The 24711-nt window shown below is 58.9% G+C and carries 18 protein-coding genes and 1 pseudogene; 11 read left to right on the forward strand and 8 right to left on the reverse strand.

The window, feature by feature from the left end:
• Positions 1 to 95: 95 nt before the first annotated feature.
• Positions 96 to 1199, reverse strand: coding sequence for an FUSC family protein (locus ACU4IU_RS13080; protein WP_446656961.1), 1104 nt, complete (start codon positions 1197 to 1199; stop codon positions 96 to 98).
• A gap of 119 nt (positions 1200 to 1318) precedes the next feature.
• On the opposite strand from ACU4IU_RS13080, the gene ACU4IU_RS13085 reads away from it, so the two are divergent.
• Positions 1319 to 2575: a phospholipase D-like domain-containing protein gene (locus tag ACU4IU_RS13085; RefSeq protein WP_446656962.1), complete on the forward strand. Its 1257-nt coding sequence runs from the start codon at positions 1319 to 1321 to the stop codon at positions 2573 to 2575.
• A gap of 8 nt (positions 2576 to 2583) precedes the next feature.
• On the opposite strand, the gene ACU4IU_RS13090 is transcribed toward ACU4IU_RS13085, so the two are convergent.
• Genes ACU4IU_RS13090 through ACU4IU_RS13100 form a run of 3 tightly spaced genes read right to left on the reverse strand, consistent with a single transcriptional unit; the run spans position 2584 to position 4755 of the window.
• Positions 2584 to 3108 carry a flavin reductase family protein gene (locus tag ACU4IU_RS13090; RefSeq protein ID WP_446656963.1) on the reverse strand — a complete coding sequence of 175 codons (525 nt, stop codon included), beginning with the start codon at positions 3106 to 3108 and terminating at the stop codon, positions 2584 to 2586.
• Positions 3105 to 3866 (reverse strand): pyrimidine reductase family protein, encoded by a 762-nt coding sequence (locus ACU4IU_RS13095; protein WP_446656964.1) that lies wholly within the window; start codon positions 3864 to 3866, stop codon positions 3105 to 3107. The genes ACU4IU_RS13090 and ACU4IU_RS13095 overlap by 4 nt, the downstream gene beginning before the upstream one ends.
• 13 nt (positions 3867 to 3879) lie before the next feature.
• Positions 3880 to 4755, reverse strand: a complete 876-nt coding sequence (locus ACU4IU_RS13100) for a glycerophosphodiester phosphodiesterase (RefSeq protein WP_446656965.1) — start codon at positions 4753 to 4755, stop codon at positions 3880 to 3882.
• Between the two features lie 194 nt (positions 4756 to 4949).
• Here ACU4IU_RS13100 and ACU4IU_RS13105 point away from each other — a divergent pair, with 194 nt between their 5' ends.
• Positions 4950 to 5846: a CPBP family intramembrane glutamic endopeptidase gene (locus tag ACU4IU_RS13105; protein WP_446656966.1), complete on the forward strand. Its 897-nt coding sequence runs from the start codon at positions 4950 to 4952 to the stop codon at positions 5844 to 5846.
• Between the two features lie 37 nt (positions 5847 to 5883).
• Here ACU4IU_RS13105 and ACU4IU_RS13110 read toward each other — a convergent pair whose 3' ends face one another.
• Entirely contained in the window at positions 5884 to 6918 is a 1035-nt protein-coding gene (locus tag ACU4IU_RS13110; protein ID WP_446656967.1) for an XcbB/CpsF family capsular polysaccharide biosynthesis protein, read from the reverse strand.
• A gap of 27 nt (positions 6919 to 6945) precedes the next feature.
• Complete coding sequence (locus ACU4IU_RS13115) at positions 6946 to 8682, reverse strand: CDP-glycerol glycerophosphotransferase family protein (RefSeq protein ID WP_446656968.1); 1737 nt, start codon at positions 8680 to 8682, stop codon at positions 6946 to 6948.
• A 113-nt stretch (positions 8683 to 8795) separates the two neighbouring features.
• On the opposite strand from ACU4IU_RS13115, the pseudogene ACU4IU_RS13120 reads away from it, so the two are divergent.
• Together ACU4IU_RS13120 and ACU4IU_RS13125 are read left to right on the forward strand one after the other, a co-directional pair.
• Positions 8796 to 10146, forward strand: a pseudogene (locus ACU4IU_RS13120) (CDP-glycerol glycerophosphotransferase family protein); the annotation flags it as partial.
• Positions 10147 to 10902: 756 nt separating this feature from the next.
• Complete coding sequence (locus ACU4IU_RS13125; protein WP_446657600.1) at positions 10903 to 11607, forward strand: glycosyltransferase; 705 nt, start codon at positions 10903 to 10905, stop codon at positions 11605 to 11607.
• Here the strand turns inward: ACU4IU_RS13125 and ACU4IU_RS13130 are convergent.
• Positions 11591 to 12523, reverse strand: coding sequence for a magnesium and cobalt transport protein CorA (locus ACU4IU_RS13130; protein WP_446656969.1), 933 nt, complete (start codon positions 12521 to 12523; stop codon positions 11591 to 11593). The two genes, ACU4IU_RS13125 and ACU4IU_RS13130, sit on opposite strands and share 17 nt — an antisense overlap.
• 396 nt (positions 12524 to 12919) lie before the next feature.
• On the opposite strand from ACU4IU_RS13130, the gene ACU4IU_RS13135 reads away from it, so the two are divergent.
• From ACU4IU_RS13135 to ACU4IU_RS13165, 7 genes are all read left to right on the forward strand, one after another.
• Complete coding sequence (locus ACU4IU_RS13135) at positions 12920 to 14125, forward strand: CDP-glycerol glycerophosphotransferase family protein (RefSeq protein ID WP_446656970.1); 1206 nt, start codon at positions 12920 to 12922, stop codon at positions 14123 to 14125.
• Positions 14126 to 14228: 103 nt separating this feature from the next.
• Positions 14229 to 14618, forward strand: a complete 390-nt coding sequence (gene tagD, locus ACU4IU_RS13140) for a glycerol-3-phosphate cytidylyltransferase (RefSeq protein ID WP_101639558.1) — start codon at positions 14229 to 14231, stop codon at positions 14616 to 14618.
• Positions 14619 to 14683: 65 nt separating this feature from the next.
• Entirely contained in the window at positions 14684 to 15514 is an 831-nt protein-coding gene (locus ACU4IU_RS13145) for a CDP-alcohol phosphatidyltransferase family protein (RefSeq protein WP_139908806.1), read from the forward strand.
• Positions 15511 to 16434 carry a glycosyltransferase family 2 protein gene (locus ACU4IU_RS13150; RefSeq protein WP_039206953.1) on the forward strand — a complete coding sequence of 308 codons (924 nt, stop codon included), beginning with the start codon at positions 15511 to 15513 and terminating at the stop codon, positions 16432 to 16434. The genes ACU4IU_RS13145 and ACU4IU_RS13150 overlap by 4 nt, the downstream gene beginning before the upstream one ends.
• Before the next feature lie 211 nt (positions 16435 to 16645).
• Positions 16646 to 18718: an acyltransferase family protein gene (locus ACU4IU_RS13155; protein ID WP_446656971.1), complete on the forward strand. Its 2073-nt coding sequence runs from the start codon at positions 16646 to 16648 to the stop codon at positions 18716 to 18718.
• A 115-nt stretch (positions 18719 to 18833) separates the two neighbouring features.
• Complete coding sequence (locus tag ACU4IU_RS13160) at positions 18834 to 21491, forward strand: hypothetical protein (protein ID WP_446656972.1); 2658 nt, start codon at positions 18834 to 18836, stop codon at positions 21489 to 21491.
• 59 nt (positions 21492 to 21550) lie between these two features.
• Positions 21551 to 23437, forward strand: a complete 1887-nt coding sequence (locus ACU4IU_RS13165) for a glycosyltransferase (protein WP_446657601.1) — start codon at positions 21551 to 21553, stop codon at positions 23435 to 23437.
• A gap of 60 nt (positions 23438 to 23497) precedes the next feature.
• On the opposite strand, the gene ACU4IU_RS13170 is transcribed toward ACU4IU_RS13165, so the two are convergent.
• Positions 23498 to 24595 carry a CDP-glycerol glycerophosphotransferase family protein gene (locus tag ACU4IU_RS13170; protein WP_446656973.1) on the reverse strand — a complete coding sequence of 366 codons (1098 nt, stop codon included), beginning with the start codon at positions 24593 to 24595 and terminating at the stop codon, positions 23498 to 23500.
• Positions 24596 to 24711: the final 116 nt, after the last annotated feature.

A 24711-nucleotide genomic window follows, 5' to 3' on the forward strand; every position in this document is an offset into this window, starting at 1 on the left:
TCTGACGTTGTCACTCAGGGTAACGCTGTTGCCCCGTCCGACGACAGGACTTTCACGGCTTCGGCACCGAGGTGCTGCCCGGATGAGTCGCTCACTCACACGGATTCGCGGGTGTTGCGCGCCGAGGCGACATCGTCGACGATGACGACGATGTGACGCAGGCTGGTGATGAGGGAGCCGTAGATGGGCCAGGAGGTCGTCGACAGTCTCCTGTCCTGAGAGATGCTCGCCGACAGCTTCTCGAGGCGGTCGAAGATCGGACCGACCTCGGCATCCGGATCAGCGATGGAACGGCCCGCATCGGCGACGATCGCCGCCCATTCCTCCCGGAACTCATCATCCCAGTCTCTTTCGGCCGATGAGGCATCGCGCAGAGTTCGGGCGAGGTTGCGCAGATGCGAAATGCCCTCATCGGCTCTGAGCAGGATGTTCTCATAGCTTTCCTTCTCAGGCGCCTCTCCTGCACTCGACTGGCGATTTCGCCGTTCCGCATGGATCGCCGTCCGCGGATTGACGCGGCGGCTCTCGCGGGCGAACCGCACGGTCTGCCAGGCCGAGTCGAGTTCACGACTCATCGCTTCGGTCCTCTCGAACCAGTCCTCGGCCGAATCCGTGTCCCACGAGCTGGTGAACTCTTTCGACATGTCGATGAGGACTTCACCCATCTGGCGGTTCACGCTGTCGATGTAGCGCTTCGCTTGGCGGTCGCGCAGAGGCGGAAGCACGATGAGATTGACCGCGATGCCGACCGCTACGCCGAGGGCGATCTCGAGCAGCCGATCAGCGAGCAGCGGCTGCTGCGAATCGAAACCGGAACCGAGAACGAAGATCGCCGTCGTCGCGATCGCGACGCCTTCGTCGCGGATCCACGACAGTCGGGCGCCGGCCAGACCGACGAGCATAGCCAAGGCGAACGTCCACAGGCCGACTCCGAGGTAGCTGCCGATGAGGAAAGAGACACCGACTCCGATGGCCGACGCCACCGTCGTCTGCACTCCGCGGGACAACGACCTGTAGACCGTCGCGTGCACGGTCAGCAGCGCGGTCCATGGTGCGAGGAAGGGCATCTGGCTGTCGAGCACGTTGTCGGACAGCCACCAGGCGCCGGTGGCGGCGATCACTCCCTTGGCGATCTGGAGCAGATCGGTGGTGAACTCGGGCCGCCGCAGAAGATTCGCCCGTGAGACGCTGTGGGGCATGGCTGGCTCCTCGCCTCGAAATGGTCAGAACAATTCAGCTTCGGCCTCAGTGTAAAGGCTCATCTTCGAGTTGTGGTCGGGTGAAGGTGGTGGGAGGACGGACGAGTTAGAGTGAGCAGATGTCTCCACTGAGAACTCAGTCCGTCGGCCGTTTCGACCGTCTGCGGCGCCTCGTGCCCTGGGCGGCCGCAGGTCTGGCCAGTGCAGTCCCGGCGACGGTCGCTGTTTCGATGGCCGTCGATCTCATCCAGAAGCGGGGACGGAAGTCGCGGGTGGCACCCAGGCCGGGAACATTCAGTTCGCAGGTCGAGGACTCCAAGCTCGACATCTACACCGATGGCTCAACCCTGTATGAAGACATGCTCGCCGCGATCGACTCCGCGCAGGAATCGATCCTCATGGAGACGTTCATCTGGAAGAACGATGAGGTGGGGCAGAAGTTCATCGACGCGTTCAACGCGGCCTCTGCCCGCGGCGTCGACATCCACCTCATCTATGACGGGTTCGCCAATCTGGCTGTCCCCTCCTCCTTCTACCGCCAACTGGCCGCCGATATCCATGTGTTCCGGATGCCGACAGTGACGAGGAAGTTCTGGAGAGGACCTCTGCGCCATTCAGGATTCGACCACTCGAAGATCCTCGTCGTCGATGATGGTGTGGCCTTCGTCGGTGGGTTCAACATCGGGTCTCTCTATGCCCGGCACTGGCGTGACACCCATCTGCGCTCGGTCGGAACCGGTGCGTGGGCGCTGCGACAGTCCGTCGCGCAGGTGTGGAACGCCTACCACCCTGCGGACGAACAGATCTCTTGGGTCCGGCCCGCTGCTTGGGAATCGCAGGTGCGAGTCTCGGCGAATCTGCCGATCCAACTGGTCTACCCGATTCGCAACATGTACATCAATGCTTTCGCCCGCGCGCGGAAGCGGATCTGGCTGACGACTCCCTATTTCATCCCCGACCAGCAGCTGCTGCGATCCCTCATCGAGGCGGCCGAACGCGGCGTGGATGTGCGGCTCATGGTGCCGCAGCAGTCCAACCACATCCTCGGTGACTGGCTGTCCCGGGGCTTCTTCGAGCGGCTGATCAACTCGAAGATCACGGTCCTGCTCTACACCGCGAGCATGATCCATTCGAAGGTCGCTACGGTCGACGGCGAATGGTCGACGGTGGGCACGGCGAATATCGACAGATTGTCGCTGTCATTCAACTACGAGACGAATGTCGAAGTCATCGATGCCGATTTTGCGGCCGAGATGGAGAAGGTGTTCGACAGCGATTCTGCGCATTGCACCGAGCTCGGCAGGGACTGGCTCAATCGCCACCGGCTGACGAAGCTGGCCGAAAGTGCCCTGGTGCCGATGCGCCCCTGGCTCTGACGCTAACCCTACTGCGAAGGGTACGACGGGTGGACCGCCCGTTCGTCGCTGCCGTGACCGGGGGTGAGATCTCCCAGCTGAGACTGACGCAGAGCGGTGAAAACGCCTGCGACCTCCACCGAAGCGACACGGGCCGTGAGGCAGACGTGATCGCCGCCGTCGTCGAGCATCGTGATGCGTTCGACGATGAGGCGGTTGGGCAGGGCAGTCAGCAGCGGCACCCCATCCTCGGTGACGGTGAAGTCAAGTCCCGCGAACTTGTCCGTGTTCGATCCGGAGCGCGACCCGAAGAACCGGGCCAGCTCACTGTCCGCGGTGGTGGGGAAATGGATGGCGAAATGGTCCGAACGCAGCGCCACCCGGTAGGTGTGGTTGGCTTTCGACAGCCAGAAGCAGTAGTGCTCCGGATCGATGCTCGCCTGCGAATGGAAACCGACGAGACAGCCGGCCCGTTCACCCTCCGCCGAGGTGGTGACGACGATGAGCGGGGAATCGACCGATCCCATGAGGTCGTCGAGCCCAGGAGCACTCATGATCGTCCCTCGTCTGCCGTCTTCGATTCGTAGCGGAGGAAGAGTGTGTCGTCGGCGACCATCGTCGATTTCAGAGAGAACTGTGCGATGTCGGCTCCCGGCGGCGCGACGCTCACGGGCAGCGGATCGCCGCCCATCATCGGTGAGATCGACAGGCACAGTTCGTCGAGGCGGTCTGCGGCGACGAGCTCCCCGAGCCACCGCGGTCCGCCTTCGCAGAGCACGACCCGATGGCCGAGACCGGCGAGGGCCTGCAGAGCCTTCGCCGGTTCGACCCGGTCGTCACCGGCGATGATGACCGTGGCCGCCTGTTCGGCGGCTGCCAGCCGCTTCGGATCGGCCCCGGCGCACGTGATGACGATGGTGCGCGCGTGCTCGGGTGCTGCAGCGAAGACCTGCGAGGACCAGTCGAGGTCGAGGCTGCGACTGACCACCGCCACCGGCGGCATCTCGGACTGCCCCCGCGTTCGACGCTGCGCTCGGGCGGACTCGCTCAGCCGCATCGGTGCATAGCCTTCGCTGCGGACCGTCTGCGCGCCGACCATGACGACATCGGCGATCTGCCGCATCCGTCGGAACAGGTCCTGATCGGGTTCTGTCGACAGTGCGCCGACGCGTCCGTGGATGGCAGCCGTCCCGTCGAGACCGGCCACCATGTGACCGGTCACCCAGCATTCGTGTCGCGGCTGGGTGCGGTCGACATCGAGATAGGGTGTCAGCGGGTCCGGGATCGGGGCACCGCGTTCGAGTGGCTTCATCCGTGCAGTCTACTCAGTTGCTCCAAGCGTCGTCGGTGAAATAGCCGTCGATGAACCCGGGCAGACGGTGACCGTCCTTCGCGGTCGCCAGTGTATACGGGGCGACGTGGAAGCCGGCCTTGTCGAGTTCGCGCATCTTGTTCGTCGGCAGGTTCTTGCTCGGTCCCACCCATTCGATGCCGGCGTCCTTGATCTCTGCCGGTGATTCCTTCGGCATGGTCGACCCCATGAGATAGAGCGAGGTGTATCCGCGCTCGGCGATCGCCTTCGCCGCTGCGAAGTCGAAGGACTGGACGACGAGGGAGTCCTTGAGCCCGCGTTCGTCGAATTCGTCGAGAACCCGGTCGACCTCCTCGGGGGTGGCCCCGGGTTTGATCTCGGGCACCATGACGACCTCGCCGCCCATTTCGTCGAGGAGTTCGTCGAGGGTGACGGTTGCGGCTTCTTCTCCGCCGGTCGGGTGCTTGATCGTGGCCGCGTCCCATTCCTCGCGGCTGAGATCCCGGATGGGTCCGGTCGCGCCGTTGAGAGTGCGATCGGCGGTGTCGTCGTGGATGAGGACGGGGGTTCCGTCTTCGAGGAACTGGATGTCCATCTCGGGGAGGAATCCGTCCTTCGCCGAGGCGGTGAATCCTTCCATGGATTCTTCCGGATAGACGTCGGCGCCGCCTCGGTGGGAGATCGTGGTCGGGAATTCGATGTCATCGACCTTGTCCGGGGCGGTGAAACCGCTGGGGGAGCCGAGTCCTGGTGCGTCGCCGGCGGAACCGAGCCCGGCGGCTGCCGCGGGGGCGAGACCGGCACCGAAAGTGGCCGAGGCCGCGAGAACTGCAGTGGCGAGAATCGTGAACGGACGGGTGCGTGTGGATGTCTCTCTCTGTGTATTCACGTCCGCGACGCTACGAAGCGCAAGTGATCGTGTGGCGAAGCCGCCGTGAACGTCATCGGCAGAGTGGACGAACGGGTGGGAAATGATTGACCTCGCCGAGGCGGCCCCCACTGCCGTCCGCCTGCTTCGCGGGCATCGAGCTGAGGAACGTGTATCCCTGGTTTCGGCGCCGACCGGACTCTATTCTTTGCGCTATGGTCACCGACCCCGCCCTCGGCAGAGCTCCGACCGATCCCGATATCACACGAGGTCGCCAGGACGAAGCGGTTCTGCACAAGTACGATCGCCCGGTTGCGTTCTATATGTGGGCGACCGTGCTGCCATGGGTGTTCTGGTTCGCGGCTGCCTATCTCAGTCATCTGCCTGAGCAGAATCAGGCTGTGCTCGTCGCGACCTTGGTGCTGTCATTGGCGGGGCTGTTCGCCCCTCTTGCCGTAGTCGTCGCTTTCGTCCGGCACCGCCCGGAGCTGCGAGCCGACATCGTCAGCAGGTTGAAGTGGCCGAGTTCGGCGCGGTGGCCGTTCCTTGTCGCCGCGGTGTTCCTCGTTCCCGTCACTCTCATGGCTGCGCAGGGGCTGTCACTGTTCTTCGGCTACGATCCCGGCCAGTTCAAGCTTCGGGGCGGGTTCACGTTCTCAACGGGGCTGATGCCGGTGTGGGTGACTCTGATCGGTGCCGCTGTCATCGAAGAGCTTGCTTGGCACAGTTACGGCACTGACACCTTGGTGAGGAAGATGCGGGTGTTCTCGGCGTCGATGCTCTTCACTCTCATCTGGGCGCTGTGGCATGTGCCGTTGTCATTCATCGACGGCTACTACCAGAACGAGGTCGTCGAATCAGGAGTGCTGCAGACCCTGAACTTCCCGGTCTCGATGGTGGCGTTCGTCCTCGTGATGAACTGGCTGTATTACCGGTGCGGACGCAGCATCCTGGTTCCGGTGGTCTTCCACGCCTCTGCGAATATGTCCGCGGAGATCTTCATGACCGATCCTGACTCGAAGATCATTCAGACCGGCCTGATGCTCGTCCTCTCGGCGATCATCCTCGTCAAGGAACGCCGACTGTTCTTCGACCGGCCGGGTGCGGTGTGAGTTGCGGGTCGCCGGACGTGCAATCGAGGAGTGCGCGTTACGGTATGGGATGTTCGCCTTTGGGAAGTGGCAAGTCGAGCAGCAGATTGTTGATCGCCAGCACCTGGGAATAGATGGTCTTGGGGGCCACATCGGGGTGCTTCATGATCTGAGGGTTGTCGGAATTGAAGATCGTCAGTTGGCTCCTGAGCGGCTCGATGATCTTCGACGTGTAGTCGTATTGAGGAGACCTCGACGAGGTCACGATCACTGATTCTGCAGTTTCAGTCGGCGGGCTGGTAACTGACTGCTCAACGAGTTTCGCGAACACCTGTTGCTTTGTTTGAGGGAAGACGCCGCCAGTTGTGAAGTGATAGTCATTTTCGTTCTCGATGTACCAGGAGTCAGAGAGAATGGGGTCGACGGCGACGAACTTCAAGTTTCCGGTCAGTCCATGGAACAAAGCCCCTGTTCCGCCCTTCGACGCACCGAACAGGACGACATTCCGCGAATCGATTCCATGGCGGTCGATCGTCGACCTGATCAGGTTTTGGATCCTCGTGCTGTTGTCGGGAAGGAAACTCGTATTCAGATAGAACGCGCCTTTGACTCCGCCGACGTCTGCAATCCGCAGGATTGCTGTATTCCGTGGAACATACTTCATCAGAGTGGCGAACGACGGACGGAAATACCGGATCAGACGGGGCTTCGAATTGATCGGCGACATGATGACGACGAGGCGCTCAATTTCTCCCGAAGCGGGAGCCTCGAACTGGTGGACGATTCCCTCCTCAGATGCTTCGAAGGTGCCGTCCTTCACTGCGGGCCAATGATGAACAATGCGATCGTGTCTGACGAAGCGGCTCTCATCAGTTGTGTTGTAGTAAAGGGAATAGCCGAGATTCGTGAGGGCCAGCAATAGGTGCTTGGCGGTTGTGTTCTTGAGCGACAACTTCATCATGTCGATATCCGGCTGTTCGGCCGAAGTGGTGTCGACTCGAAAGTAGCGGGGCAAACCGTCATTGTCCGCAACCATTGAATCGATGTCATTGGGCTGAGTCTTGAGCGTCAGCCATAGGATGTTGTTCTTCACAACGGTCCTCTCAGGTCGTTCGAAGTGTCACCGGCGTGCATGCTCGGCCAGCTTCTTCCAAAAGTGCGATGCTCCCGGGAACATCACAAGTTCATCGAATCGTGAATCCCCGAACACCCGACGGTATTCGCGCTCATACATGTCGGACAGGAGGCTATCCGCAGGTTCGACTGGATCCTTTGGCCGTCGAAACGCCGATTTCAAACGCTGCCACGGCGTTGCGGTCGTCTGGGCATTGGGCGCATCTTTCGACGTGTCATCCGGATTCCGAGCATCTCGCTCCGCCGTTGTCATAGCCATCTCATAATCGTTTCGTGCGACGACTGACACCGTGAGGCCCAAATCTCTGATCTGTTCCATAGCGGCCTCATTGGACTTCGCCGAATGAGCGACGAACAGTGTCACTTCCTTGTCGCCGGCTTCTGCCGCAATACGCACCGACTCGAGGAAGTCCCTGGTCTTCTTTCCTTTGTCGAGACGCCCGCCCCAAAAGATGATGCTCGGGCGCTGGCGGGTTTCAACAAGCCTGATATCAGCGCTGTCTCCCTGAAAGAACCATCTGATCGTTCGATCGGAGGCCTGCCCATCGTCGTAAGGGCCGAATTTCGCCTGCGCTCGTCGGTATTTCTCATCGGGAGTGTATGACCGAGCTGTCAGGTCGCTGACTGTCGCAATCAGCTCGTCGCTTGTTGTGACGATTGGTCCGGGGAGCTCACTCTTGTCGAGTAGGAGTCCGCGCTCTTCCGCGTATGCCTCGTAGTCATACAGGTAATGGACGATAGGTTTGTTCGTGGCCAAGAAGTCGAAGAAGATGCTTGAGTAGTCGGAGATGAGCAGGTCCGTGACAGCAAGCAACTCGTTGGTGACAATGCTGGGTGGCGGCACGATGATATTGCCATAGTCGACGTCCTTGATGTGCCGGAGCATGATGTGGTGGGCCTGGAAGACCACGTTCGCATCGAGCTTGGTCAGGCTGTCGATGTCCTTTTCGAGCTGGTCCGCATCGAAACGAGCTGTGCCCTTGTTTCCACGCCAAGTCGGTGCGTACAGCACTGTCTTCCTGTCGGGGTCGAGTCCCAGTTCCTCCTTGATGCGGCTTGCCCGATCCTGGTGCATATTCAGCATCAGGTCTTGTCTCGGATATCCGATCTCAGCCAGAGATCCTGAGAAGACTCCGCGCAGAGAGAACCTCGACAGTTCGGTCTCGGTCATGAACGGGCAGGGAGTGAGAACATGAGTGGCCTGAAGCAGGTTGTAGACACTTCCCGCGGCACCTAGAGGCGAATCCTCGGTTCGGCCCAAGGCCTTATATGCAATCCCATGCCACGTGTTGAGGTACTTCTGATCGGTCTTCCGCACAAAATGTTCTGGCAGCAGGGAGTTGCCGATGATGTGTCCGGCCAACGCAAGGAAATACATGTGAGCGTCGGTATTTCGTGTGACGAAGGTGACTCGTGGCTCATCTTTGAGCTCGTCTGGCACCAGATCCTGAGATCGGACCGACCACACGTGGTGATGGTCGCGAAACGCGGGATCGTCGAAGATGCGAGCAAAGAGAGCGTATGGTGAGTCCATCATTCGGGCGCCCGACATGCTCTCGTAGAAGATCACTTTGGCGTTCGTCGGGACGGCTTCGTTGTATTCGGCTTGTCGAGTTTTCAACTCTTCTGCGTCACGCAGCTTCTTCTTCCAGAACTCGTCGCCGGTTGTTCGACGATGGCGTAGGAGGCCCTTTGGCGCTTCTAGGGTGTTGCGGCCTGGCACGTCTGGACTCTCCGATCGATTGTTGTTGGCCTGGCGGTGCTTTGCGAAAAACACGGATCTGTGGGTTCACTGCTGCGGTTGTGCAGGTACGCCATGCTTTCATGTCGTTGCCGATGCCAGCCCCGTCCGCCGTTAGAATACCCAATGACGAAGAATTCACTATATCTTTGATCGCCGTCGGCCCGGCGTTCATTTTCTGGTCATTGAAACTGATTTGGAGCACTGTGCACTTAGGACCTCAGACAAAGCAAGTTCTGTTGAAGACACTGCCGTCGGCACTGTCGGCCTATCTTCGCCGAGAGCGCGTCCAGTGGGCGAAGCAGCTTCGACAGAACAGACAATCGCTCTCATCCGCGGTGAAGTCACGAGCGTTCGTCAAAACTCTGTCGGCTCCGGTGCGCAAGAAGACGATTGTGTGGGAGTCGTTCTCGGGAAACGGCGCACTCTGCAACCCAGAAGCACTCTTCCGACAGATGATCGAAGATCCCCAATACCGACAGTTCCGTCATACCTGGGTCCTGTCTGCCAAAGCCTGGGACTCGCCATTTCGCGGAGAGTTCGCCGACCACCCGCGAGTGGACTTCGTCAAGTACAGATCCACGAGTTACTTCGAGAAGCTGGAAAGCAGTCAGTACCTTTTCAACAACGCCACTTTCCCTGCTGAAATTCATCAAGAGGCCCGACCAGACCTATGTCAACCTGTGGCATGGTACTCCGCTCAAGAAGATGGGCTATGACATTGAGAACGGGGCTGACGGCGCCAGAAACGTTCTACGCAACTTCATGTCAGCCGACTATCTGGTCTCCCAGAATTCCTTCATGACGAATGAGATGTATCTGGGTGCGTACAAGCTGGCGAATGTCTTCGACGGCGCGATCATCGAAGAGGGCTACCCGCGAACCGATTCGATGTTCGCGTCCAATGCCGGCAGTCTGGCCAGAAAGGCGCTGCGCGGACGCGGCATCGAGACGGACGGAAAGAAAGTCCTCCTCTATGCGCCGACCTGGCGCGGTGAGTCGTTCTACAAGCCGAATGCGGACGCCAATCGACTGAAGGCCACGGTCCGGGCACTTCGTGAACGTCCTGAACTCAAGGACTGGGTAGTTCTCCTCAAGGCTCACCAGGTGATCTTCGACCAGCTGATCGAAGATCCGGAACTTTCAGATTTCCTGATCCCCAATGATGTGCCCGCAAATGAAGCGCTGGCCATGTCTGACATTCTGCTGACAGACTATTCGAGCATCTTCATCGACTATCTGGCAACAGGTCGGCCGATCGCGTTCCACATTCCGGATTCCGACAGCTATTCGAGTGATCGCGGAATGTATCTCGATCCGACAGACCTCCCCGGCCCCACGTCTCGCACAGACCAACAGCTGGTGGAGAACATCGTCGCTATGGCCGAAGCCGAGCAACTCGCATCGGCGTTTCCGCTAGAGCGCGATCGCTATTCCAAACTGGCGTCGGAACTCACAGGCAAGGACGACGGCAAGGCCGGATCTCGCATTCTCGATGTCATATTCGGAGAGAACGAGGCCAAATACAATGTCAGACGCGGATTCAGCGACGGCCGTAAGAAGCTGGTCATCTACCTCGGAGGAATGATCACCAATGGGATCACCTCCTCCGCCCTGAACCTGCTTCACAGCATCGACAGCGATGAATACGACGTCACGGCATTCTTCTATCGTTCCGGGCAACGCGACCGGAAAGAGAACGCTGCAATGATTCCTGGGCACGTACGACAAGTGATCAGGGACGGAAGCATTCTTCAATTGCCTTTGTTGGGCAGCATGAACGACTTGGAGAATTCGAGTTTCGAAGAGCTTCCCGAGACCGACGATGCTGAAACCATCTGGGACTGGGAATGGCGACGGATCTTCGGGCATGCTCAATTTGACGCAGCTGTCGATTTCAGCGGTTACTCCTCGTACTGGACCCGAATAGTCGCACATGCGACTGCGCCGCGGAAAGTGATTTGGCTACACAACGATCTGGTCGCCGACGCCGAGCGTGAAGTCAACGGCGTGCGACCTCACTTTCGGAACCTGACTGGAGTTTTCAAGCTCTATCGAGATTTCGACGCACTGGTCTCTGTCTCGCCTGACTTGGACGGGATCAACCGGGAGAGTCTTGGCAGGTACGTCCGCGGTCAGAAGTTCACCAGCGCTCGCAACACCATCAACGTTGACCGAATTCGTTCCGGCACTGGTGGATCTATGGCGAGCAACGACGCCGGAGGAGACACTTCACTTCAGAATCTGGGCGACGCAGTCAAAGCGCTCGGGCAGCTCTATTCATATGACGAGATCATCACTGAGGCTTCCAGACAGCGCAGTCTCTCGAGTTTTGTGGGCGACAACGGCGGGTCTACCTTCGTCACCGTGGGCAGACTTTCGCCAGAGAAGAACCACGCAAGACTGATCAGAGCATTTGCGCAGATCGCCGTGGACGAGCCCGACGCGAAGCTGGTGATCATCGGCGAGGGCCCGTTGCAGAACGAGTTGAAGCAGCTGTCCGTTTCCTTGGGTATCGCCGGTCAGGTGCAGTTCACTGGTCGACTGCGAAACCCGTATTCAGTGATGTCCGCCTGCGACTGCTTTGTGATGTCGAGTGACTATGAAGGTCAGCCGATTGTCATCCTTGAAGCCAGAGTGCTGGGGTTGCCGATTGTGACGACCCGATTCGGTTCCGTCGAGAGTGCTATGGAGGACAGCGGAGGACTCATCGTCGACACGGACGAGGACGCACTCGCCGAGGGGTTGAGGAAGTTCCTCGACGGGCAGATCCGCGCTCGTGCATTCGACGGGGACGACTACAACCGAACGGTCATGAAAGAGTTCGTCGACGTGGTCTTCGGAACTGACGAAGATACGGTTGCAAAAGCGACGTCGGCGGCCCGGCCGGTCACATCCACTTCTTGACTCGGAAGACGATATAGAGGACGACGCCCAATCCGAACATGAGTCCCAGGGCCATCGGATATCCGAACGCCCAATGGAGTTCGGGCATATCGTCGAAGTTCATGCCATAGATCGCTCCGACGAGGGTGGGGGCGAAGAGGATCGCTGCCCAGCCGGAGATCTTCTTCATGTCCTCGTTCTGCCGCTGCGCGACGAGGGTGGAATTGACGTTGAGGATCTGCGACAGGGCTTCTCTCAGTTCGCCCGCTTCGGCGAGAACTCGCGTGAGGTGGTCGGTGACATCATTGAGGTAGGCGCGAAGGTCGTCGGGAATCGCATACTTGGCTGCCCCGTTCCCCAGCGCCTGCGTCAGCCGATTGAGGTGGGTGGAGTTGTGAAGGACATCGATCACCTCCTGGCTGAGGAGATAGATGCGTTCGGCCGCGGCAGTGTCTCCGCTGAAGACCTGTCTCTCGATCCCGTCTTTGTCGTCTTGCAATCCGTCGAGAACAGGGAAGTACCCATCGACCGCGGTGTCGAGCAGGCGGTAGATGAGTGCTTCTGGTCCGAGCGCGAGCAGTTCGCGGTCTTTCGTCCAGCTGCGCTTCTCGTTGGCGAAGTACTCCTGGATTCCACCTGTGTCCGACGGAATCGGGGTGCCATCGATGAAGCGGTCCCCTTGGCAGATGATGACGAGCGCATCGCCCTTCATAAGAAGATGGAATTCGTTGAACTCCACCTCTTCTTTGGCATCGATGTAGACCGCAGACTTGAGTACGACGAAGAGCACATCACCGTATCGCTCGACTTTGGCCCGCTGGTCAGCGTGAAAGAGATCGTCGACGAGGACCGGATGCAGGTCCCAGGCTGAAGCAAGTTCTGCGAGGAGTTCGGGAGTCGACCAAGGAATGATCACTTGAGTGGTCGACTCTGTCACGTTCGATTCAGAGCTATCGGCAGTAGACGCGGTCAGGACATCGTGAAATGTATGTGCGGTGTGCAGGTCTCGAGGTTCGCTGCTGACGATCCTGCGGCTGAATAGTGCCGTAGCCCGAGGTATGGACTCTTCGGAGCCGGGAGTCGCTCGTTTTCGCAATGACGGACGATCGAACCGTTGACGGCTTTCAGGCGGCATGTGCTCCCTTTCGCAGAATCTCACCCAAAACTAGCCGATTGGTGCTGGATGAGTCGATTGAAGTTCGCACAATGGTTCACCAGGAACGGAGGCTGAGTTCAGGTCGAACACAGATAGGCATGCACAATAGTCTCCATGACCTTCCTACCGGCAGAACTGCCGCATACCGCAGTCCGTGGTGCCTCTTTTGCGCAGTCAGTGGCCAAGCTCGCGGCGCAGCGATTGCGTGAACGCGTCCGTGAATCACGGCTATCCGACGATTTCAACCCCCAGGACGACGACGAATTCGTCGTGGCCGCGTACTTCGCTGGGGATCTCAGTTCGGTCTATCAGCTCGAGCAGTGGCTGTGGCCCTTCGAACAGCTCGAATCCCGTCTGCAGGAACTCGGCTACAGTGATCGTCCGTTCGGCATCATCGTCCGAAATTCGCTCGTCGCCAAACACCTGAAAGGTGTCACCTCTTTTCCCGTCCGCTTCTCGCGTCTGACAAAGGGACTGGACGAGTTCATGCAGTCGTCGACTCTGCGTGCGGTGTTCTATGTCAATCAGGGAACGAGCAATTTTCAGGCCCTGCGTTACCCTGAGCCGGCTCACGTACACCTCAGCCACGGCGAGAGCGAGAAGATCTCGATGATCTCCAACCAGCTCAAAGGTTACGACTACGTCTTCACCGCCGGCCAAGCCGCCAGAGAGCGGATCGCACAGACGCTCTACGGCATGGGTGATGAGCGGATGTTCGACGTCGGACGGCCCCAATTGGATCGACCGCGATCAGTCCCTCCCGAGTGGAAAGAGTTCGTGGCGAAGAATCCAGATGGCAAAGCCGTGTTCTACGCGCCGACGTGGGAAGGAGACTCTCCGTCGATGGCGTATGGAACCATCGCCTATAACGGAGTGGAGATCGTCAATTCGCTTCTGGAAGCCGGTCACCGAGTGATCTTCCGACCGCATCCTCGCACCGGAGTGATGCGCCACGAGTTCGAAAAAGCTGTAGAAGATGTGGCGGAGATAGTCGAGTCCGATCCTCGAGGCTTCCTCGACGAGAGCCCAGATGTGTCGTGGCAGTTGGATGAAGCCGACGTGGCCGTTGTCGAGATGACTTCGGTGGCTTTCGACTGGCTCGCGTCCGGAAAGCCCTTGGTGATGGTCAAGCCTCATGAGCCAGACGCAGAAGTGCTCGAGGGCGGTCTGCTCGATCGATGCCCAGCAGTCGATCCAAAAACCAGTGACGACGTCGTCGACCTCATAGATGCCGCTGTAGCCAGTAGCGGCCTGGCCGCTGAATTGGCCCAATTGTATTTGGGCGACACTGCGGCAGGCGAGCAGACAGAACGGTTCATCCGGTCGAGCGAGCGAGTGATCAGAAACCGGTCGGAAGAACGTCGCCTGAAGCACGCTGAGTGAGCCGTGTGACATTTTCTTAACTTGAAGTAACAGAATGATAAACTAACGCGGAACTAATTCTGCGGCTCACGAGGTGAGCTTTGACCTCTGGACGGAATCAGCAATGAAACGAGTCATCACGTACGGAACTTTCGACCTGCTCCATTATGGGCACATTCGACTGCTCCAGCGATGCAAAGAGCAGGGCGATTACCTGGTCGTTGCCTTGTCGAGCGACGAGTTCAACGCTGGCAAGGGCAAGAAGTCGTACTTCTCCTACGAAGAGCGCAAGCATATGCTCGAAGCCATTCGCTATGTCGATCTCGTCATTCCTGAAGACAATTGGGAGCAGAAGTCGACCGACGTGGAGAAGTATCACATCGACACCTTTGTCATGGGTGACGATTGGGAAGGTAAGTTCGACTTCCTCAAGGACAAGTGCGAAGTTGTCTATCTGGAACGCACTCCCGAGATCTCGACCACGCGAATCAAGAGCGAGCTGGGCAAGTCCTGACTGTAACGGCGCGAACTTCGCGCTATCGTTGCTGGACATCATCGATGGATCTGAGAGGAACGGACGTGCCCGAAAAGTCGTCGGCGAAACATCCGACACTGTCGGAGCTTCGGGCGAAAGCACAGCCGATAGAGGTCCGCAGTCGCAAGAACGCGGAGCACTGGTCGGCGCAGCTCTACCTCCGCCATATCTCGATCTACTTCACGATGCTGCTCGTGCGCACAAGGATCAGCGCAAATGGCGTCACCGGCCTGATGATCTTGGCCGGCTGGTGCATCGCCTTCAGCCTTCTGATTCCGGGTATCTGGGGAGCGGTCCTTGCTGTCTTCTTCTCCCAAGTTCAGATGTACATTGACTGCTGTGACGGTGAGGTCGCCCGATGGCGCGGAACCAGCGGCGCCAAAGGTGTGTTTCTGGACAAGGTCGGCCACTATACGACCGAAGGCCTGGTGGCGGTTGCGCTCGGAATCCGAGCGGTGGGGGAGTGGAACAATCTCATCGACGACCCCGCCGGTTCCTACCCGCTCCTGCTTGCCGGAACGGTTCTGGCGGGACTGGTGCTTCTCAACAAAGCCCTCAACGACATGGTTCACGTCTCTCGTGCATTCAACGGACTCGATAAGCTCGCGGATTCGAAGGAAGCCACAGCGCTGAACCCCGGAGTTGTTGCCACTCTCAAACGAATCGCTCGGTTCGTGCCTTTCCACCGCATATTCCACTCGGTAGAGATGTCATTGATGGCACTGGCGGCGAGTATCGTCACCGCGATAGCAGTATCGGCAGGAGCTGAGCCTCTATTCGGCGAACGATGGCTCGTCCTCATCATGGCTCCGCTGTGCCTGCTCTCCGTCATCGGCCATTTCATGTCGATCATGGCATCAAGGAGGCTGTCATGAGCGAGTCATCGAGGATCCTCTCCCAGCGCTTCGAAGACAATCGACGTTACACGTTCGGCGTTGTCGTTCTCAGCCAAGGCAAGCGGCTGGACGACCTCAACCGTGGATTCGAGTCGCTGCTGGCGCAGAAGGGCGTCGATCTCGACATCGTCTGCGTAGGAAACGGCTGGGAGCCGGAAGGCATACCGGACCAGGTCAAGAAGCTGGGATTGCCAGAGAACCTCGGAATCCCTGCCGGCCGCAATGCCGGAGTCCCTCACGTCGACGGCGAGTTCCTGTTCTTCCTTGACGATGACGCATGGCTGCCGGACGACACGTCGCTGATGCGCATGGCACAACTGATGCGGACTAAACCGCAGATCGGACTGATCCAGCCGAGGGTTGAGGAGCCCGGTGGGCCAGATGCACCGAAACGGTGGATTCCCAGGCTGAAGAAGGGAAGCGCCGACCATTCATCGAATGTGTTCTCGGTGTGGGAAGGCGCAGTCTGCATGCAGCGTCGAGCCTTCGACGAGTGCGGAGGATGGCCTGCGCCATTCTGGTACGCGCACGAGGGAATCGAACTCGCGTGGAGGGTCTGGGACGCCGGCTACATCGTCTGGTATATGGGTGACCTCGCCGTCGCCCACCCGGTGATCGACCCTAGGCGCCACGACGAATACTTCTACATGAATGCGAGAAACCGAGTTTGGCTGGCGCGGCGTAATCTGCCGTGGCCGTTCAGCTGGGCCTATGTGGGTTCATGGACATTGATGCAGTTCATCAAGTGGGCCAACAAGCCACACCAACTCAAAGCGTGGATGGAAGGATGGCGTGCCGGATGGCGTCTCGACCCGTGGGGTCAGGACGAAGACCGGCAGAAGCTGTCAAGAAGAGGTGTACTTCGAATGTCCCGGCACGGCCGGCCGCCCATCGTGTGACCTCACGCCGCTATGGCGGAGAGGTGCGCGTCGATACAGCAGCAATCAAACTGGAGGAGTCTCCGGGGAGCATGCTGTCTGCCGCGTACCAAAGAAGCGAGTAATGACAGGGACCGCAGTCGGGTCCGAACCAACCGGCTGAGAAACTGAGTGGAGCCGATTGATGCAGTCGACAGCCCCCGTCGCTGAAAACTCCCCACAGAGGTCGAGCGTGCCCGAATCCTCGGGATTCCGTTCCGATATCCAGGGGCTGCGAGCCCTGGCAGTGGGAATCGTTCTGCTCTATCACCTGTGGCCCGATCGGTTCGTCGGCGGGTTCGTCGGTGTCGACGTTTTCTTCGTCATCTCCGGCTTCCTGATCACCAGCCACCTCATCAAGTCCCCGCCACAGAGCTGGGGGGACGTGGCAAAGTTCTGGGCACGACGGGTTCGTCGATTGCTGCCGGCGTCCCTGCTCGTCCTGTTCCTCGTCGGTATCGCAACTTTCCTCGTTGCTCCACAATCGATTTGGGCTGATACCGGGCGCCAGATTCTTTCCGCAGGGCTCTACGTCGTGAATTGGGATTTCGCCATTTCCAGCGTTGACTACCTGGCTGCGGACAACGCCCCGTCGCCCGTTCAGCATTTCTGGTCGCTGTCGGTCGAAGAGCAATTCTATTTCGTCTGGCCGATGATCATCGGCTTGGCTTTCCTCGTAGGGACGAAACTCGGAAGGTCCAAGAAGTTCGTCGGATTCACCGTCCTCGGGATCTTCCTTGCCTCGTTTGTCTTTTCTATCTGGTACACCGCCAACGAACCTGCAATGGCCTATTTCATCACCCCGACCCGGATGTGGGAACTGGCCACCGGCGGCCTCGTCGCCGTCTTCGTGCTCTATGTTCGACCAGAGCGGCTTCCATTCAGTTCAGTGCTCGGGTGGAGCGGTCTCGCCGGTATTGTGGCTGCCACTTTCCTCGTCCGCGCAGACATGCCGTTCCCCGGCTACATCGCGCTGGTCCCTGTGGTGTCGACTGCACTCGTCATCCTCGCCGACTCCCGGGGCAGGGCGTCTGTGCTTCCACTGTTGTCGCTGCGTCCGGTGCGCTTTCTCGGTGACATTTCGTATTCCGTCTACCTCTGGCATTGGCCCCTCATCGTCCTCGTGCCGTACCTCTCGGCCAAGCTCGGACGTTCGGAGAGTCTCGGCGTCCTGGACAATATCGCCATCATCTTGGTCTCGATCATCGCGGCCTGGGCTTCGACAACCTGGGTCGAGAACCGATTCCGCAAGTCGTCGTTCTTCAGCAATTCGAAGAAGACTTTCGCATTCGCGGGACTTGCTATGGCTCTTGTCGCTGCCCTGGGGCTCAGCCAGATGGTCATCGCCAACACCATCGTCGAGCAGAACGAAGACAAACTGCAGGCCCAGTTGGACGATCCCGACTCCTGCCTCGGCGCCGGGATTCTCCTCCCCAGTGCCAAGGACAATTCCAACTGCGAAGACAAGGACTCGCTGCAGATGGAGCCCGCTGCGGCGAAGAAGGACAAGTCAAAAGCCTACGCTGATGGCTGTTGGGCCAGTGCCCCATACGCAAGCAAACCGGAATGCACCTATGGAGACGGGTCGAAACATGTCGCGCTGGTTGGAAATTCACATGCCGGTCATTGGCTGCCGACACTCGAGCGCTTGGCAGATGAACAAGATCTGACGATCACCACTTTCCTCGCCTCGAACTGCAGCATCTCTACCCTGCCTCAGGACCTTTCGACGCCGGACGAAACCAAGGGGTGTCAGGACTACGCCGATTGGGTCTCGAAGAGAACGACCGAAGGAGGATTCGACGCAGTGATCACTTCCGAGCGGCAGTCCACGCCGCTGGAAGGTATGGACTGGGAAGAAACAGAGAAGAAGGCGCCTGAAGGGCATCGTGAGATCCTGCAGCGTTGGGTCGATGCTGATTTGGATGTTGTGGTCATTCGGGATACCCCATACCCAGGCGGGGCAGGTGTCACCGTGCCGGATTGCGTTGCCAAGCATGAAGACGACCTCGAAGAGTGCTCCGGAACTCCGGAATCATGGCACTGGATGGATCCGCTCGCAGCCTCCGCGAAGACCATAGATTCGAAGAAGATGTCGGTCATCTACCCCCAAGACTGGTTCTGCCCCGAGGGGCGCTGCGAGCCTGTCATCGGCGGCGTCATCACCTATTTCGACACCGCCCATATCACCGCGACCTATGCGCAGACCCTTGCCCCGCAATTCGACGCTAGCCTCCGCAAGACGGGCCTCGGCACCTTCGATTGAGACCGCTGCGGTTCAACGAACTGACAGTCAAGTCGTATACCGTGTGCCTGATTGCTCTTGACCACCGACTGCTACGAACGACCGATCACCGAAACCTCTGCAAAGGACTGAACGAGTGACCACTGGACGAAACGCTGCCGACCGATACTTCAGCAAGGGACGCGAACTGGTGAAGCCAGTCGTCCACGGAATCGCCCGTCGCGCCCTGCCCGTGGTCGAGCGGGCCTCGGGAACGAAATACGTGCGTGAACGTGCCGCCGGGGGAGCTGGAGCGGGGAAGTCTGGCGGTTCTGCGAAGAAGATTGCGACGGACACCGCTCGCGCGTATCGGACGCTGGCCTCAGGGCTCAAAGGCAAGACGGCGGACGACACGAACGGTTGGACCGTTGCGCCGTCAACTCGAGAGGTCGACGCAAAATCGCGCCAATTGGCTCGCGTCAAGGCTCATGCGACCCTTTCGGAAGCACTGGCACAGGGTGAAGCTCTCGGGGAATCAGTTGTTGACGCGGGGAGAGTGATCGTCGGAGAGGGTTACCTGGCGGAGGCTGTGTCCATCGGACTGAATCTGCGCAGCCACGTGTCGACCGAGGAAGCAGGCAGAGTGATCCTCGGAATGGCCCATCAGCGATCATCAGACCCGGAAGTGGCGTGGGCCGAGTTTGAGAAGATCGACGACCGCGACATCATCGTCTCCGCAGCCGAAGAATACTTTCCTACTGCGATCGACACACTAGGGCAGGAGGCTCTGCCGCTTCTCGACCACTCGAAGCAAGCCGGCGAAACCGACCGTTGGAGCGACAAAGCAGTGCTGCGCACCGCTGAATCGGCATTCTGCATCGGAGCCTTCGACCATGTGCGCACCCTCGTCGAGGCACGTCTCGATAGGCCGTCGGATCAGATGGACTCGGCGGTACGCTACGAGCTCAACCGCATGCTCGATTGGCTTCCGGGCGGAAAGCACCTCGAGCCTCTCCCGACCACAGTCGGCAAGCGCAACTTCGGTGTGCTCAGCTATGACCAGCCGGGAATCCGTTCCCGCAACATCGGCGACTACATCCAAACGATCGCGTCGATCGGTCATCTTCTGCGGTACGAAAACCTCAGCTTCTCGGGTGACCAGGGGTTGACCGAGCTCTTCAAGAAGTTCCGCAAATCAGTCAAAGAGGAACGAAAGTACGCTGGACCTGAAGCTGAACTTAATCTCGTCGAGGTCTACAGGGACGGCAACGTCTATCAGGACATTCCGGAAGACACCTGGTACATCGCCTTCGGCTGGTACATGCACGACATCTTCGGAAAATCATTCAACATCCCGTTCCACCCGAACCTGCGGCCGATTCTGCTCTCAGTCTTCGTCCGGTACCCGGAGATGCTCACCCCCGACGCCATCGACTACTTGAAGAAGTACGGCCCGGTGGGATGCCGTGACTGGCAGTCGGTCGCGGTGCTCAGAGCCGTCGGTGTACCGGCATTCTTCTCCGGCTGCCTCACCACCACGGTCGATACCCTGTTTCCTGCTCCGCCGACTGACCGCCGGTCCGGCACGCTGCGAATCGATTGGACCAAGGGTGGAAAAGGTCCGAAGAAAAAGCAGACAGTCACTGCGATCCGTGACAAGAGCTTCCCCGAGAACCTGGAACTTGCTCGCAACTGGGTCGCCGACTACGCCTACAAATACAAGCGAGTTCTCACCTCGCGGCTACATGCGAACCTGCCCGCGCGGTCGGTGGGTGCTGAAGTCGATTTCGAACCGAAGAACAAATCGGATTCACGTTTCGGTGGGCTGATCGGCATCGACGAGAACGAGTTCGACGCCATCCGGGACGGGATCCTAGACAAACTGTCCGTAATGATCCCGCTCATCGCGACTGGAGCTTCGGAAGACGAGATCTACTCGAAGTGGTCAGAGATCACCTCGGACGACATGGCCGCCGCCGATGAGTATCTGGCAACAGCTGAGCTTCCCATCGAAGACAGCACTGCGATCGATGCGGCAGTGAACAAGGTGGACAAGGTAACTCCCGAAGCACAGGTCACCGACGTCTTCATGACCGTCGAGAAGGGCGAAGAATCTCTGGTCTCAACGGCCATTAGGTCCATCGACGCCCATGCCTCAGGACGGTACCGCATCTGGCTGCCGTCAGGAGCAGCGAGTGCGGAGGGCATCGCCGAGATCCAGGCACAGCTCTCGCTGGGAGCCGTCGAGAGCTTGGGCGCTTTGTCCTATGCAGACATCACGAACGAGAATGACCTGGCACAGGCTCTGCTTCCGGTGCTGTTCCCGAATCATGAACGCCTCGTAGTTGTTCCCGCAGCCGGCGAGTTCTCCTCAGACATCGTGGAGCTCTCGAAGGCTGACCTCGGGACAGCACTGATCGCCGCGAAACATGATGTGAGGAAGAACCGCTCCAGCGGTCTCACTCTGATGAGGAGGATCGCAAGCTCATTCGGCGACGATCATGTCGGAGCACTCAACTTCGTCTTCGCAAGTCATGCCGGCCTCACCGAAGATTTCGTTCCCTTCGACCCGCAGATTGCCGTACTCAACCTCAGCCAGCTGCGCAGCGAAGATCTCGTCAGCAAGATCATCGGTCTGATGAATGACCTCAAGCTGAGCTATGTTGATGCAATGCAGATGATCATCTGTGGGCGGTACTCTGACATCGGCGACGAGTGGAACGTCCGTGCACAGTGGGAGACTTCGGACAACCCTAAGCTCGTCAACTGGCGTCGTCAGACACGCCACTATGGTCGTATGGCACTTTCACGTTGATCAATGCCGCTGAGACCGACGCACGACCAGAGCTGAGAAGGATACCACTTGTGAAGTTCATGCCTCGACAGACGTATGACGCCAACGACAACCTTCGGGTTCGGAATGCGTCCGACCACAAGCTCGGAACCGATGAAGTGCACGTCTACAACGTCTTGTGGTGGATCCCTGAATCCATGGGTGGGATGACGACTGCGGCACTTCGCCGCATTCGCAGCTTCCAGAGCTTCGGGAAGACCTTGTCGCAGACCATCCTGACGTTCAGTCCTCGAATGGACACAGATGAGATCCGAGATGGATTGATTTCGTCGGGACGTATGCGCGATGACGTCGATCTGGTGAACATCTGGCAGGATCTGCGCAACAGGTCCGACCACGAACTCTCGCAGCTCGCGGGCGAGCAACCGCGGAGTCCGATTCCGGACGTGGACGGTGAAATCGAGAACATCACCGCCTTCTACGATGCGGTCCGTGACGCGCGCAGCGGCAAGATCACCCGTCGTCACTATTACAGGGAAGACGGAAGTCTTCTTGTCGCGGACATCCGGGATCCGAAACTGGGCAGAAGGTTCATCCTCCATTCGCTGGACGGAACGCCGATGACAGAGTGGCGACGACCACGAGATTTCTACAACTCTTGGATCAAGTCAGTTGTGAACAAAGAGCCCGCTGTCGTCATCGTCGATGACAAGAAGGTCAGCGAGTTCATCCACGAGATCTCGGATCGGAATTTCGCGCTCGTTCTGTTCCTCCACGGAACTCATCTTCGCCATCCGTGGAATGGCGACCATGGCCAGGTGCTTCCTCGCAGAGTTGAAACTGTGCGCAACTTCGACCGCTTCGACGTGGTGGGTGTTCAGACACGTCAGCAGGCGAATGCCGTTCGCGCCATCGGTTTCACTGACGACAACATCAAACTTCTGACCGGTGAACTGCCGGCAGGGTCGGTGCTGACGGAGGCCCCGAAAGAACGGCCGATCAACAAGGCGGTGATGATCGCCAACCTCATCGAGCTCAAACGTGTGGACCATCCGATACGGGCGGTGGCGAAACTGCGTGACCGCGGAGTCGACGTCTCTTTGACCATTTTGGGGGAGGGACCGGAGCGAGACCGGCTGGAACGCCTCGTCAATGCCCTAGATGTTCGAGATCGAGTGGAATTGCCCGGCTACGTCAACGATGTCCCCGACAGGTTGAAGTCTGCTTCATTCTCCATGCTGACGAGCACGAGTGAAGGGCTTCCGCTGTCGATGATGGAGTCGATGGGCGCCGGGTGCATTCCGATTGTCTACGACATCACGTACGGGCCGCGTGACTTGATCGAGCAGGGGCACAATGGTTTCATCACGCCGATGGGCGATGTCGAGGCCCTGGCCGATCAGATTGAGAAATTTCTCTCTCTGAGCGCAGATACCGTTTCGGTGATGCGCAGCTCTGCCATGGATACAGTCGAGCATTATCTGCCTGAAGCTGGGTACCGTCGCTGGAAATCGGTCATCGAGGAATTTCCGGTGGCGCAGGTCTATGATGATCTCATCCAATCAGCGGGCTCTCCTGTCGCAGTGAAAAGAGCGGCGTGCGAGAGCTTGTCTGAAGTCTGTCGGATCGAACTCGAATTCGCTGATCTCCGTCGAGACGTCAGTGAAAACGTGGAGATGGTCGTGTCTGCACGCGACGTCAATACCTTCTTCGTGTGTGGAGGCTCTTTGACGTCCACTGGTCGGATGGGCAGGCGGCATGCGGTGTCATTCGACGTGGACTTCGAAAGTTTCTCTGAAGCGATGGGGGAGACTTTTGACGTCTATCTCCGAATGCCCCGCAGCCTGTGGGAGTCGAAGCGGAGGATTCGACTCCCTAAAGGATTCCGTGCAATGCGGACAGGGCAGTGGGAATGGTATTCCACGAAGTACGGGAACCTCTCGGTACGACCTGTGAAATCAACGTAGCAAGAACAACCACCCTGAACTGGGAAACCGCCGCCAGGTGGAGCTGCTTACCGCCGCCTTCTATTCGCTGGTGGATTCGTCCTCGGACTCGGCGTTGATGCTGTCATCGGAATGGAAGTGCTCCAGGTCGACTGTACGAGCGGCGATCAGTTTCGACACCGCGTCGGTGAACAGGACTGTCGATGTTCCCTTCCCGCCTTCGCCGAAGTAGTGACGACGAAGATCGAGACGGGCCTCCGCAGCCGAATCCTCGGACAGAATCGCTTGGAACATCAGCTCCAAACCGTCGGCCGTCGTTCGGTCGATGATCGGAGTGGCGCGACTGATCGGCGCTTCTGCGTTGAGCGAAATGGTGTCATTGCGGCGATCCGTCAATACAAGCGGCTTCTCGGGGTGCAGGTAGAGAAAGTCGAGCCCGACACTGGAGATATCGGTGACGAGCAGATCGACCGCGTCGAACATAGCAAGAATATCGCCCTGCATGAGCACCTGATGTTGCATGGACTCGTCCGAGATCGAATCGTTAGCCGCCTCGAGGAGTTCAAGGATCCGAGCGTTCGCTTCAGTCATCGCCGGGTCATTGGATGTCTCAACTCGGGGATGCGGTTTGTAGATCACTCGGGCATTGGGAATCTGCAATGCCGCTTCGACGATCTGCGGACCGAAAAGATCGACGGACGTGTAGTTGTTGGATTCGTTCTCACCCTCCCACGTGGGCGCATACATGATGGTTCGCGCGTTTGAGGGTTCCAGCTCCACCGGGCGCTCGATGTCGAGCTGTGGCCGTCCGACCTTGACGAGGGCGGACTCATCGAAATCGATGAGGGCTCTGCGGTGCCGTTCGATAGCGGCGTCGCCAGCGACGAACACTTTGTCGTATGACTTGGCTTGGTTCGAAACCATGCTCAACTTGTCCGACTCTCCGTGGTTGACGTGCACGTGCACCATCGGGGCGAAGGCCAGCGACTGGAAGTTCGTCATCCCGTTGTTGACGTAGAGCGCCAACTTGAAGTCGTTGGCATGGTAAAAGGTGTGCAACGGGTCGAACCGTCGTTTGAACACCACTGGGAGGTTGGTGGTTTCGAGCGTGCGAAGCAGCGCAGAGCCTTTGCGCATGACCAAAACGACCCTGTGACTCTTATGGAGTTCTTCGAGCACAGGAATCCACTGCTCAAGCTGATAGAACTTCGAGCTCCGATCGCCGAAATAAACCACTACCTCGGCCTTGACGTAGCTACCGTCGTACTCGTCTTCGAGTCGGTTCCACTTCTCAG

The organism is Brevibacterium sp. CSND-B09 (assembly GCF_052906525.1).

Coding starts and splice junctions, on each gene's coding strand:
- ACU4IU_RS13105 (WP_446656966.1), top strand. CDS start 4,950: ATGGTCACCGACCCCGCCCTCGGCAGAGCTCCGACCGATCCCGATATC.
- ACU4IU_RS13125 (WP_446657600.1), top strand. CDS start 10,903: ATGGCGAGCAACGACGCCGGAGGAGACACTTCACTTCAGAATCTGGGC.
- ACU4IU_RS13095 (WP_446656964.1), bottom strand. CDS start 3,866: ATGAAGCCACTCGAACGCGGTGCCCCGATCCCGGACCCGCTGACACCC.
- ACU4IU_RS13165 (WP_446657601.1), top strand. CDS start 21,551: ATGCCTCGACAGACGTATGACGCCAACGACAACCTTCGGGTTCGGAAT.
- ACU4IU_RS13150 (WP_039206953.1), top strand. CDS start 15,511: ATGAGCGAGTCATCGAGGATCCTCTCCCAGCGCTTCGAAGACAATCGA.
- ACU4IU_RS13085 (WP_446656962.1), top strand. CDS start 1,319: ATGTCTCCACTGAGAACTCAGTCCGTCGGCCGTTTCGACCGTCTGCGG.
- ACU4IU_RS13080 (WP_446656961.1), bottom strand. CDS start 1,199: ATGCCCCACAGCGTCTCACGGGCGAATCTTCTGCGGCGGCCCGAGTTC.
- ACU4IU_RS13090 (WP_446656963.1), bottom strand. CDS start 3,108: ATGAGTGCTCCTGGGCTCGACGACCTCATGGGATCGGTCGATTCCCCG.
- tagD (WP_101639558.1), top strand. CDS start 14,229: ATGAAACGAGTCATCACGTACGGAACTTTCGACCTGCTCCATTATGGG.